This window comes from Bacillus mycoides (genome assembly GCF_001757995.1).
GTDB lineage: Bacteria > Bacillota > Bacilli > Bacillales > Bacillaceae_G > Bacillus_A > Bacillus_A mycoides_B.
In genome coordinates this window covers 92114-105289 of record NZ_LXLV01000023.1, presented here as the reverse complement: position 1 = coordinate 105289, position 13176 = coordinate 92114, and the positions used below count along the sequence as shown (strand labels likewise).

Below are 13176 nucleotides of genomic sequence, written 5' to 3'. Positions count from 1 at the left end.
AGCCGCTTTATGTTCGGCTGTTTAGACATTTCCTAGATAGCTTCGCGTAATGTTTTGGAGAACAATTTTTCCCATTCTTACTGTGTTTTTCGAATAACTCTGACAGGAGAAAAACAAAACTTTTATACTCTTCGTCATTTTTTTCGGAGCATAGGATGCTGATAAATTCCTCCCCAAAAATCCGTCATAATCAAAAAGTAAATCATTTTGATATTTTTTAAACTCATACTTTCTAGCCTTAAAAAAGCTGTTAAATACTTCTGGAGTTTCCTCCATTCCCCCGCTAATATACCGTAATTTTTTTGATAACTGACCAGTTTCTCAGTATTTAAATTAAGAAATTGGGCTTTGTTCGTTACTCTAAAAACACTTTCTTTAGCTGAAGATTATTAAATTAAGGATTTTCTTTACAACGCCAAACTCAAAGTAGTTGTTCGTATAACTTGCTTCCATACCGATCACACACTTTTGTAGAGTAGTAGTATCAATATGTCCAAGGTTGATAGATTTTTTGCACCAGAACCATTTTTCTTATATTTTTTTAATAATCCTATTAAGTTTTTTGTAAAATTCACCTTTTGTTTTTACATGATTAAACTGATTCGGATTAATATTAGCTTTTTGTGAGAGTGCTACAATCTCTTCTTTTGTAATTGAATCTTTAGTATTTATAGATGCTATAGTTGTATATTTTCCATCTTCTGTTTTTGGAATTTCTAAAATCCCTTTATTTACAAGATCAACTACAGCCTTATGCTCTGAAGAATGTGTATCTATTCCAGTAATTTTCCAATTATTCATAACTTTTGGCGTGTATACACCGTTCTTTACCTCTTTTAAATATGTAATAGCAAGGTTACGAATGGTTCCACCTGTTTCTCCGAATGCATTCTCTTGTTTAGATGACCAAATTTGTTCAAACTTACGCCCCTCTAAAGCTCCCCCTTTTGCCTGAAGAGCCTCCATTCTATATGCATTCATTCCCAGCGTCATAACATCGCTCATTTTGATTGGTTTATTTGTACGAATAGAGCGTAAATTTGTAATTCTACTTCCATATGGTTTTGTTAAGTCAATTTCGTATTTTACGCCTCCAAAGAAATCGTTCGTACTGTATTTAGACGCACGGCGGTTTTTATCAAAGCTAACTGTTACATCTCCGGCACGAGATGAGTTAAAATATCCTGCTGCCCATTCCATATAGTCTTTTAAATCTTTTCCAGTTATCTTATATACTGTAATTTCTCCCAAGGCATATTGGTAATTGTACGCAATATCTTTTTTCTTAATAGGACCTATATCCAAACGGGCATAATCATTATCAATTTGATGGGCTACTACATCTGCTTTGCTGTAGTAAAGCATGACTTCATGAAAGAAATCTGATAAAGGTGTCTCTTGAATCTGCACACTTGGAATACCCTTTATTTCATTTTCAGGAACAAGGTTCCTACCCTTTAATTGAGCGACTACAACATTTGCATCTCCTCTCGCATACTCGTGAAAAGGTGTTAGTGTTTCTTCAAGTGTAGGATCAGATAATACCGTTGTTCCATCAGCATTTTTTACAGGTATAGCGGTAGCAGTTTTATCTTTTAAAACCAGCTTTCCATCTTGCTTTGTAAAAGTAAGGTCAATACGTGAGATATGTGTTCCATATTTATCTGGTTCTGTAATAATTACGCCATTTACAACTTCTTTTTTTACAAGTTTATGCATATGAGCTGCAAAAATAGCGCTAAGTTCCGGGCAAGCATTCGCAATATCTTGAACCCCAGTACCAGGGATGCCATTCTCATTTTCGAGGCCCATATGCATAACTCCTACCATTACATCTACTTTACCTTCTAATTCTTTAATTGCCTTTTTTGTCTCTTCTACTGGATTTTTCACCACTAAACCATCCAAATGATTTGTCCCTTTTTCAAAATCACTAATCATTGGTGTATTCATGCCAATAATCCCGACTTTAATTCCATCTTTTTCAACAATCGTATATGCAGGAAGAAAACGCTCTCCATTTTCCTTGTAAATATTTCCTGCTAACGTCTTTCCCTTATATTGCTCACTAACTTTTTTCAATGTATCTAATCCAAAGTTGAATTCATGATTTCCAAATGCCCAAGCATCATATCCCATTGCATTCATCGCTACCATCATTGGCGATTGTGGCTTATCATTGAATAATTCTACTGAGTTTCCTTGAATTGTGTCCCCGGCATCTACTAATATGGTATTTGGATTTTCTTGACGTACCTTCTTTATAACCGTATAAAGCTGCGTTAAACTTCCACTCATATTTGCACCATCAAGCGCATAATCCCAAGGCATAAATCTACCATGAATATCTGCAGTACCCAACAATGTAATATTAACATCAGATTCCTCAGCTTTAGAGATAGCTGGTTTGACTGTTACTGCTGTTACAAGAAGCATAAGAATTACAAAATAACATACATAGTTCTTCCATTTCATTTTTTGCATAATAACAATATTTCTCCCCTTTTTGTAATGTCATAAAGTTGCTTGAACTTTAAAAATGTAACTTATTATTTGGAAAACTTCAACTACAAAAATTATCACTATCCGACTGGAATTATGCCTTCCAACTCAGTAATTTCCTCACTAATTAACTGCTCTATTTTTTTTATAAAATCATCAATTTGATTAAGTTCCGTAAGAATAAACAGATTTGAACGCATCCAATAAGGTTTTGATTGCTTATTGTCAGCTACTACCTCAATACCTACAATTCCTCTTTTGTCATGTAAGAAGAATCTCATAGATAAGAAATGAGTTACATTGTCTATATCCTCACCTGAAACCCATTGAAACTCATGTAGTTTAAAAGTGGAAAGCTTGATTATTCCCTCTTTTAAAACTTCAAGTTCTTCATTGGTGGTATATATATTAATGTTCGCAGTGCCATAAAATCCAGTAAAATCAAAATTCAATTCAAAAAAATCGGTATCTTCCCATATTCTTTTTATTTTCATATTCGGTTCAGGCATTGTGGTCTATCCTCCCATAAATTGCACTTTCCAATTGAGAATATTATAACAAGTTTTCCTTAACAAAACGGTTCGTTAGATAAGTAAAAAATAATGTATATTCTATATATGTGAGGTTTACATAACTCCACTTATCGGTAGCAAGGAAAAAGCAGATCCTACTCTCATAAAGAATCTACCTCTTTCTCTTTCTATCAATCCATGCAATTTTTTATACATTCCTATCATAGTGTGGGTTCTCGTTTGTTACTGGATTAGCCGAAAAACTCTATAAAATCCTGCATGTTTTTAGCGTGGGTTTTTCCAAAATACTGGTGATGGCACACCGCAATATTGCACGTCAGCAATACCAAAAATGGACTTCACCTTCGGTAGTAAGAATCCCACTGACGTTAGTCAGCTTGCCTTTTTAGGGGTGGGAATGTCAATATATATTCCACCATAATATAAATTCAAAACAATTTAATTAAAAATGAGAAAACTATTTTTCTTTTTTCCATGATATTTGAAATTCCCCACCATGTTCTTCCGTTTTAATTTTAACCTTATATGTATCATCCTTAGGTACTTTAATATTATTTTCGCCTTTTCCACTATTAAACTCTAATATTGTATTATCATTTGAATCTACAACATAAGCAGTTATAGTTCCTTGTTTCGTTTTATCGTCAAAAGAAAATATCCAATTCTCACCTTTTTTAACTTTCATATCTTGAGTCGCAGAGCCAGTAAATTTTTTATACTTCCCAGATATACCATCTGAAGCACCATGGACTTTACCACCAACGATAGTTCCCTCTCTTGTAAAACAACCACTAAGAACTACTAAACATAAAACAAATAAAATTGTATTTTTAAAAACTTTCAACATCATTACCTCTTTTCTAAAACCATAAAGAACGTACTATCCGGTAGCGCAACTGCATTCCCAGACTCATCTTTAAACTCAATTTTCTCGTCTAGATGATTTGTATATCCATCCTGCAAATAGTTCATAGCTTGAATGATGTTTACTTGATCTCCAAAGATACCCTTTACGAAATCCTTATAGTCGTTTGGTGTAAAGATTCCAAACTGCTCCTGCACCTCATGAACGAAGGAATCCTCGCCCCAGGTATACGTATATAAGAACTCCATCGCATCGTTAACAGGCATTTTGACTGTATTGTCTGCAAGTACCTCATACTGGATTATACGCCCCTTAAATTCATGGACATACTGCTCTAAGAACTTCATTCCGCCCGCATCTTTAAAACGAATCACACGCATTAACCTTTTATCTTCATTCATGATGCCATCACGAATGATAATACGACCTCCTGGCTTTAACACCTCGTAGGCACTCTGCAGCCCCTTTTTAATTACTTCATGATTGAATTTCTTACCTTCATACTCGATATAAGAGAACAGCTCATGAAGGATAGAAGAATATACAATCGTATCAACCGATTCTTTATCAAACGAGCTGCTTAAGTTGATTGCATCCCCTTTAATGACGTCCCAAGAGCGACCCTCGTTCTGCTTCTTCTTTTTCAACGTATCAATCACGTTTTCGGAAATATCGATACCGTAGATTCGTTTATCCTCGGTCTCTTCTTCAATCATGTCTAGCATGACACCACCACCGGCTCCGACATCTACAACCGTATCTCCCTTTATATAATCAAGAATAATTCGTTTATCATCAGCCGAACTATTCATATGCTCCAGATACACTTCTTCGTTATGGAATCTATCATACGCATCCTTACGTAACCCGAAGAAATCAAACAGCAGCACATTTGCCCGAGCATGCATCATATCTATCTTTTCTGCCTCTACACAGAAGGTAATTAACGCCTCACCTACAGCAGAAAACTGAAACGACACATACGCAGTCTTCATATCTTCATCGACTTTAACCTCAAAAGAAACATGCGTTGTATCCGGCTTCTCGTTCTCACGGTACTCCCGTAGATACTTCTCAATAACCCGCTTACGATATACGTTGTCCTTCTTCTCGCCTTTGAAATCATAGTGCAACTGCTGCATCAATTTCTCGAAATGGATATGCTGAACCTTTCCAGTGCCTATCTCGTTCTTTAACATAACAAAAACTGTCCAAATATCCTCGAAGCTAAGAGCATGCATAGACGGTTCTACATACCACAAATCCTTATCAGATAAGAAGGTTTGAACGCCACTCTTCTCATTCCCCATAATTATATCTTTTTCAAATGCTGACTCCTTATGTTTTGGCGTGAGTCTATGTATGCGAGAAGTAAATGGCTCCACATAGCCATCAAATAGACCATCAATTGTAATCTTCACATCGTTCTTTACTTCACTCCACAAGGATTTTGATACGCCCTCAATAATACATTGGTTAAGATAGTATAGAATCTCCTTTAACCTAACGTCCCCGTACTCTTCTTTATACGTGTTAATCAAATCAACATGAGAGTCCAAACGAGCCTCCCCGCGGATATACTGCCCGATTAATCCATGTGTTCTAATTAAGTCTCGAACAAACAAATACTCAGTAGAGTTTAAGTTTGTCTCTATACGTTCGATAAACTGAATATCACTAAAGATATCAGCAGAACCCTCGTTATGTACCAATAGGTTAATCCCGTTTTTCTTCCATTGCTCCCGCTGTTTTAAAGAGCCTACCTTTGCAAGCTCACTATGCGTTAGTACCTTTTCAATAATGCGATACGCTTCTTCATCTAAAGACAACCCATCTAACACTTGCAGCGTACGGTGTACATAGTACAACACCGCATCTGTCTTTAATGCACCAAGTACCTGTACATTCTCATAGTTTTGATGTATCTCCTCTGCCTCGATTAGATGCTTTAACCACGTAGGGAGAGCATCAGAAAACCCTTCAATGTATTTATTTAGAACTTCAATGTTTTTCAACTTATTTACCCCCATATATAATCAATATCCTCGCATTACCCTAACGCCCGTAATCACATTTCCCCCTCGATGATACGGGCTATATATATTCATGGATAACCATTTTAATTATATCTATTTCTCCCCTGTCTGTTTATCATTTTAAATACTTTTTTTAATTCTTATTCTTTATTTACTCTTACATTTGTTCCAATAACAAACATTAACATCCATATATTTTATTGTTGGAATTAATCCCTTTACTTTAAGTATATAAATTTTCCTAACCAAAACTAAGAAAGTACTAAATCATATCTGATAAAATAGAAGAAAAACACGTGTTTTGAAAAAATTGATTATACGATTAAGGATAAGTTTCATATCGCTTTATTTTTTTACAAAAAAATTTGATTATTCCATTAACGTTAGTTTACAATATTTATATATAATGAGATCGGGAGGTTAAAAGATGATAAGAAATGAAAAAGAGTTGAAAACTCAGCTGAATAAGTTGATTAGTGATCCGGATTTCTTGTGTTTACAAGAATCTTTTGAAAAAGAAAGTTTGTTTCAATTATTGGGTTTTGGACACCGCGAAACGATGCATAGTTCTTTTATCAGTTGGTTACTTTCACCAATGTCTTCGTTGAATTTAGATACTTTCCCACTGAAGCGTTTTCTTTACTATATTAGTGAGGAGAATTTATCAAGTAAGAAAACAAGTGTTGATTTTGATTTAATCGAATCGGGCTCACTTCAACTAGAGGAATTAGAAGTTGCAACTGAGGTAGCGGCGTCTGTAGTTATTCCTGAAACAAACCAGGAATTACGGGCTCGATTTGATTTATATATGACGAATGATTTGATGAGAATCATTGTGGAGAATAAGGTGTTCGCAAGAGAAAACAAAGACCAAACTGAAACCTATACAAAAATCTTAAATCAGATGGATGACTCGTATCAACATGAACTTAAGATCTTTTTGTCTCCAGATACCACAGTAAAACCAAAATGTCCTGAATTTATTCAAATTGATTACCAAGGACTATATGATTTCGTCATATTGCCTTGTTTGAATCACCCCAAAATTACAACAGCAAATAAAAATATTTTAGAGGAATATATCCATAATCTTCGCATGGTCTATAAAGGAGTGAATAAGCCGATGGCAAGAGTAAACGATGAATTGTGTGTAACCATATATGATAAGTATAAGGACGTATTAGATGAGATATTCGATGCGGTTAAAAATGAAACACCTGCAGACAGAAAGGTCAAAACATCATCTCCAATCCGTAAATCAAATATTTCTTGGAAAGAGGTATATTCAAGACTAACCGAGGACGAAAAATACCTAGAGACTACTTATGGAAACGCCGTAACAAAGGCAGAAATCGACTTAACAAGTGGCCAGATTCTTTTTGAAGGAAAAGAATATAGTAGTCCTTCGGCTGCTGCCATTGCCGCAGTAAACTATGTTAAAGGTGATGAAAATTACACAGATCGTTACAATGGATATGCATTGTGGAGTATCGTGTATCCAAATGGTGAAAGGAAGAGACTGTCTATTGTACGTGATGATATCTCTTTATCTTTAGCTCAAGAGGAAGAAGATTAAAACCTTTCAGAACTACTTGTGCAATCTAATTAGTATATAGTTTTAACTCGAGTGTTTTCATCTTCAGGTGCTAGTAATAATAACATCCAACGAACAAATGTATTTCCCACGGGTTTACTTTTTCTTCACGCCATTGTTTTACCAATTTCGGTATCTCTACAAAATGAATTTCAATATCGTCACTTAATAGTTGGTGCATTGTTGTATTCCATGTGCTGGGAACAACCCTAAAGGGTTTCCCAACACTCTGTAAAAAAACCTTACTTTTAAAAGTAAGGTTTTTTTATTTACTTCTTATCAAGATAAGCATTTTTATAAGTATAAACGCCACCAAATTGATGCTTTTCAATTCCTTTTACATAATCCTTTTGTACATAAGCTGAACCAATATGGTAAAGCGGTGCTACCGCAGCGTCCTCTAATAGGATATGTTCAGCCTCTTGCAGAGTTTCCCACCTTTTCTTCTGATCTTGTACTAGGTCGCTTTTAGCTTTTTTTATTAGTTCATCGTAGTGAAGGTTAGAATAATTCATTTTATTATTCGGATTACCCGTCGTAAATAACTCTAAATAACTAATTGGGTCTTTATAGTCAGGTCCCCAATTTGCCATAGATATATCGTAATCGCCTGTTTGTTCTAATTGTAATTTTTGCTTAAATGGCTGTTGTTTAATTTGTATCGTTAATCCTTGCAGATGCTTTTCTAAATCACCTTTTATATATTCCGCCATACGTTTTGCGTTATCTTGTTCAAACGTTAAAAACTCGAGTTTTACTTCTTCTACTCCAAGTTCTTTTTTCGCTTCTTCCCAAATCTTTTTCGCATTTTGCAAATCATATGAAGAAATATCTCCGTTTTCTCTTCTAAAATCTTTGCCAGTCCCTTCATTCATATGACCAACTGGTACAAGTCCACTTGCAGGTTTTGCCCCGTTATTAATAAAGTGGGCAACGAAATCATCTTTATTTAATGCTAATGAGATAGATTGACGTATTTTCTTATTGGCTAACGCATTATTTTTCTCATTAAAACGTAGCATAGCGATTCCAGGATCACTTGACATATGTAATTCCTTATTCCCTTTATACTTGTCTACAACTTGAGAATTAATAGGTACTCGATCCAAATCGCCAGCCTCATATAAATTTACAGCCGTCATTGTATCCTTTACGATATGAAATTTTATTTCGTCTAATTTCACTTTCTTTTGATCCCAATATGTAGCATTCTTCTTTAATTGGAACTCTTGTTCATGTTTCCATTTTTCTAATACAAATGGGCCGTTATATATGAGATTACTAGGTTCCAATCCGTATTTATTTCCTTGTTCTTTCAAAAATGATTCATGCTGTGGTAAGTATATAGGCAGTGCTAACAACTGTAAAAAATACGGAATTGGCTGTTCAAGTTCAACTTCTAACTTATAATCATTTATAACTTTAACCCCAAGTTCATCAAGTGACATTGTTCCCTTATTTATTTCTTTCGCATTTTTCACATGAAAGAGCATGTCTGCATATTGAGATGCCGTTTGCTGGTTAACTGCACGTTTCCATGCAAACATAAAGTCATTTGCTGTTACTGAGTCTCCATTTGACCATTTTGCATCTTTACGCAAATGAAATGTATATTTTTTACCATCTTCACTTCTTTCAAACGATTTTGCTACAGCGGGGATAGGATTATCTTGATCATCTAGTACATATAACCCTTCAAATATGTTTTGCATGACGTGTGCTGATGTACCATCCATCGTTTTAGCAGTATCAAGAGAAGGAATTTCTTCTGATACCGTTACATTTAACACTTGTTTTTTAGCCTCTGTATCACTTTTATTCGCTTTATTATTACAAGCTGTTAATAATAAAGATGTAACAAGTGCCATTACCATTAAATGGCTCTTTTTTCGCTTCATGAATTGTTCTCCTTAAAAATAAAATATTATAAACGTTATATATTATAACAGAAATATTAACAGAAAGATGCGACATTATATTGAATATTTATTCGTTCAAGAAAAAAGCTGCCCTTTTTAAAAAAGGACAGCTTTTTTCACCCAACATGTACATACCTATCTTTGTAAACCTCGTTTATAACGACTCGCTTCAAATATAATACGCTCTTCATCTAATGTTTTACATTCACCATTCCAAACGACACGTTTTCCGTTAATAATTACATCGCTTATATCTTTTCCACTAGCAGCATATACAAGGTGTGATAACACTTCATCTGCTGGTTGTAAATGCGGCTTATTAGATGGGTCAATCGTAATAAAATCAGCACACTTACCAACCTCAAGTGATCCCGTTTGTTTCATACCAATTACTTCCGCAGCCCCTTTTGTCGCTAGAGATAGCGCCGTTTCCACTGGTAATGCTGTTGCGTCTTGATGAATACCTTTTTGTAATAAAGTTGCAATGCGCATTTCTTCAAACATATCTAGATTATTATTAGACGCAACACTATCTGTTGCAATCCCTACTTTAATTCCTGCTTCTAACATCGCTTTTACATTCGCTATACCAGATCCTAGTTTTAAATTACTATTCGGATTATGAGCTACTCGAACATCATGTTCTGCTAAAAATGCACGCTCATTTTCATTTAATACTACACCGTGTGCAATAACTGTTGGGCGTTTAAACAACCCGCAACTTGCTGCATATTCTACTGGACGTTTTCCGTACTGTGCTTCAATATCACGTACTTCACGCTCTGTTTCCGAAAGGTGAATATGAACCATCGTTTGGTTTTCTACTGCAATACGTGCACACTCTTCTAACAGTTCAGTAGAACATGTATATGGACTATGTGGTGCAACCATCGTAGTTAACATACCACTTTCCTTATAATAACGCTTCACATATTTCTCAGCTTCTTCAATTGCTTTCTTTTCATCTTCTTTCGTTCCAAAGCTAAATAAAGTTCTTGAAACAGCAGCTCGCATTCCACTCCTTGATACCGTTTCCATAATTGCATCTTGATCTACTCCAATTGGATTAAACATGTCAGAGAATGATGTTGTACCACTTTTCACCATTTCAAGTAATCCTAATTCCGTACTAGCGACCGCAATTTCTGGAGTAAACTGACTTTCGAGTGGCCAAATTCTCGTCTCAAGCCATGGTTGTAATAACATATCATCGCCAATACCTCTTAAGAGACTCATTACAACGTGTGTATGTGTATTTACAAGCCCTGGTAAAACCCACTTTCCTTTCATGTCAATTACTTCATCTACTTCAAAATCATTAGCGAATTCTCCGATATTCACATCTATAATTTGATCATTTTCTACAATGATATATCCATTTTCTATCACTTCGTTTTGTTCATTCATCGTTACGATTGTAGCGTTTACATAAGTTGTTTTCAAAAGTATTTCCCCTTTCAACTCTATGAAGTTCCCTTTAATAAGTTACCACCATTATAGTAACTTATTAAAGATTAAGAGTCAAAAGATAATTTTAACTCTTTCATTACCTTTTCCTTTAAAATGTCATATTGTATTTCATTCGTATCTGCAAATGCTTCTTCACGGATTGACTTTATGTCCATATAATTTACTTTTTCATGAAATTGGCTCCAAGTAAAATCATACCTTTTCCCATCTACTATATTGTAAAAATGCCATACTTCTCCTACTTTCGTCTTTTTTATCTCTCCCCCGCATAATTCTTGAACAATAAGGGCCGTTACACCACATTGTCCCTTTGCTGGGCTTTCGCTCGTCCACTTAGAACTCGTTTCTATTGACCAAGATTTTCTTAATGCTTCATATAGTTGTTTAATCTTTATGCTATCCATATTCAGCATCTCCTGACATTTGCAGTTTTACACATCGTTTTGTAAAAGTGGTAAAGACCAAACTTTATATAAAGTTGATGAAGTTTCTCCGATTAACTTTTCTCCCATTTTTATATAATACCCTTTCGTACTCTTATTTTAATTGATTGTTATCTCCTCTTCATATTCCATACAAAAGTAACGGTACTTTACTATTACTTTATCAATCTCTTTATTATCCCACACTGTAACAGCATAGATTTTCTCTTTCTTCGTTGCTGTGCCTTCATTCACTCTATCTAAGCGTTTTTGTGGATCTGTATTATAAGGAAGATGAAATGCATGTAAATCTCGAAAAATAATTTCATTTTCTTTATCATCTCCTACCGTAAAACCTTTTCCTAAATTACTAACTTGTATTTTTGTAGTTTTCGGCTCATCATCATTATTAATTAAAATACTTTCAACTTGGATGTCACCAAATTTCATTTTGTTTCCGACTTCAACTACTACAACTTTCCTATCTCCCGAATAAGCTATCGCCCCAACAGATAACGGAATCATTGATTTTAATATAATGAATGATACACCTATAATAATTAATGTAAAAATGATAGTAATACGTAATATTTTTTTCATATGCGTTCCCCTCTCTATACCGTCATTCATATCCACGAACTTTAACATATATTCTAATATTATCTATATTCATATTTAGCGAAAATATCGTTATATATATAAAGCCCAAACCACATACAGTTTGGACTTAAAAACTTACATTTCACTTTTATTTATTATGCGCATCTAACCACGAAATCAAATCCTTAAATACTTCATCTCTATTCACTTCATGGAACATTTCATGTCTACCATTTTCATATAAACGAAGTGTTACATCTTTCACACCACATTTTTTATAGTTTTCGTATACTTCTTTTACACCTTTCCCCATATCCCCAACAGGATCACGATCTCCAGAGAAAATATGTATTGGAAGTTCTTTCGGTGTCTTCTCATATTCTTCTAATTTGTTTACTTCAAGTACACCATGAAATAATTCTCGATAAAAACTCGTCGTACAAATAAATCCACATAACGGATCCGCAATATACTTATCAACTTGATGAATATCTGAAGATAACCAATCAAATTTCGTACGATTTGGCTTAAAGTGTGAGTTGAAGTTTCCGAAAGATAAGAAGTTCAGCATCGGACTTTTCGTTTTGGGCCCGCGTAGTTTCATCTCAATTGTCGCTACTTTATGACCAATACTTCCTAAAAACCCTGGATTTCCACCAGTTCCTGAAATAAGAAATCCATCATATAATTCGCCTCTAAGTTGTACAGCTCGTCTAGATAAAAAAGAGCCCATACTATGTCCAAGTAAAAACAATGGACCTGTCTGCTCTTCTTTTATCATTTCCGAAACAAAGATAACATCAGACACAGCCTGATTCCAACCTACATTTGGTTCAAAATGACCATAGTCTTCTTCTCTTTTCACTGTTTTCCCATGCCCTTTATGATCATGAGCATAAACACCATATCCTGCTTCTAATAAAGCATCAATAAATTCTGTATAAACACCTGCATGTTCTGTCATACCATGTGCAATTTGAATAATCCCTCGCGGATCTCCTTCTGGTAACCACTTACGCAAATAAATTTCCGATTTATCTAATGCCGTAACGAAATTTTCCTGTATGCTCATTCCGACAGCCCCCAAATCTATTATGTATCTCTAAAATAATGAATATGCATTCATTATTCTTATTATGTATTATATGCAATAGCTTTCATTATGACAAATGCCGCACTTTTCCAATTAGCTCTCAAACTATTATGTTGACGAACAATAAATAAAATTATATAGT

10 protein-coding genes and 2 pseudogenes are annotated in these 13176 nt (G+C 34.6%); 1 reads left to right on the top strand and 11 read right to left on the bottom strand.

Going from position 1 to position 13176, the window contains the following annotated elements; all coding sequences use genetic code 11:
• Positions 1 to 21 precede the first annotated feature (21 nt).
• The 5 genes and pseudogenes from BWGOE10_RS08740 to BWGOE10_RS08720 form a co-directional block, all read right to left on the bottom strand.
• Positions 22 to 285 (bottom strand): annotated as a pseudogene (locus BWGOE10_RS08740) (SAM-dependent methyltransferase); the annotation flags it as partial.
• Between the two features lie 246 nt (positions 286 to 531).
• Positions 532 to 2484, bottom strand: a complete 1953-nt coding sequence (locus BWGOE10_RS08735; protein ID WP_070141733.1) for a bifunctional metallophosphatase/5'-nucleotidase — start codon at positions 2482 to 2484, stop codon at positions 532 to 534.
• Between the two features lie 98 nt (positions 2485 to 2582).
• Positions 2583 to 3011: a hypothetical protein gene (locus BWGOE10_RS08730; RefSeq protein WP_070141732.1), complete on the bottom strand. Its 429-nt coding sequence runs from the start codon at positions 3009 to 3011 to the stop codon at positions 2583 to 2585.
• A gap of 481 nt (positions 3012 to 3492) precedes the next feature.
• On the bottom strand, positions 3493 to 3882 hold the full coding sequence (locus BWGOE10_RS08725; RefSeq protein ID WP_070141731.1) for a hypothetical protein: 390 nt from the start codon (positions 3880 to 3882) through the stop codon (positions 3493 to 3495).
• 2 nt (positions 3883 to 3884) lie between these two features.
• Positions 3885 to 5930 carry a class I SAM-dependent methyltransferase gene (locus BWGOE10_RS08720; RefSeq protein WP_081338096.1) on the bottom strand — a complete coding sequence of 682 codons (2046 nt, stop codon included), beginning with the start codon at positions 5928 to 5930 and terminating at the stop codon, positions 3885 to 3887.
• A 433-nt stretch (positions 5931 to 6363) separates the two neighbouring features.
• Here BWGOE10_RS08720 and BWGOE10_RS08715 point away from each other — a divergent pair, with 433 nt between their 5' ends.
• Complete coding sequence (locus BWGOE10_RS08715) at positions 6364 to 7512, top strand: PD-(D/E)XK nuclease family protein (protein WP_070141729.1); 1149 nt, start codon at positions 6364 to 6366, stop codon at positions 7510 to 7512.
• Between the two features lie 53 nt (positions 7513 to 7565).
• On the opposite strand, the pseudogene BWGOE10_RS33320 reads toward BWGOE10_RS08715, so the two are convergent.
• From BWGOE10_RS33320 to BWGOE10_RS08690, 6 genes and pseudogenes are all read right to left on the bottom strand, one after another.
• Positions 7566 to 7726 (bottom strand): annotated as a pseudogene (locus BWGOE10_RS33320) (Rpn family recombination-promoting nuclease/putative transposase); the annotation flags it as partial.
• 73 nt (positions 7727 to 7799) lie between these two features.
• Positions 7800 to 9428 carry a peptide ABC transporter substrate-binding protein gene (locus BWGOE10_RS08710; protein ID WP_070141728.1) on the bottom strand — a complete coding sequence of 543 codons (1629 nt, stop codon included), beginning with the start codon at positions 9426 to 9428 and terminating at the stop codon, positions 7800 to 7802.
• Positions 9429 to 9584: 156 nt separating this feature from the next.
• Complete coding sequence (locus tag BWGOE10_RS08705) at positions 9585 to 10910, bottom strand: bifunctional S-methyl-5'-thioadenosine deaminase/S-adenosylhomocysteine deaminase (protein WP_081338095.1); 1326 nt, start codon at positions 10908 to 10910, stop codon at positions 9585 to 9587.
• 53 nt (positions 10911 to 10963) lie between these two features.
• Positions 10964 to 11323: a hypothetical protein gene (locus BWGOE10_RS08700; protein WP_070141726.1), complete on the bottom strand. Its 360-nt coding sequence runs from the start codon at positions 11321 to 11323 to the stop codon at positions 10964 to 10966.
• A 138-nt stretch (positions 11324 to 11461) separates the two neighbouring features.
• Positions 11462 to 11941 (bottom strand): hypothetical protein, encoded by a 480-nt coding sequence (locus BWGOE10_RS08695; protein ID WP_070141725.1) that lies wholly within the window; start codon positions 11939 to 11941, stop codon positions 11462 to 11464.
• Between the two features lie 148 nt (positions 11942 to 12089).
• The gene (locus BWGOE10_RS08690; RefSeq protein ID WP_070141724.1) at positions 12090 to 13013 is read right to left on the bottom strand and encodes an alpha/beta fold hydrolase; all 924 of its coding nucleotides are present in this window, start codon (positions 13011 to 13013) and stop codon (positions 12090 to 12092) included.
• Positions 13014 to 13176: the final 163 nt, after the last annotated feature.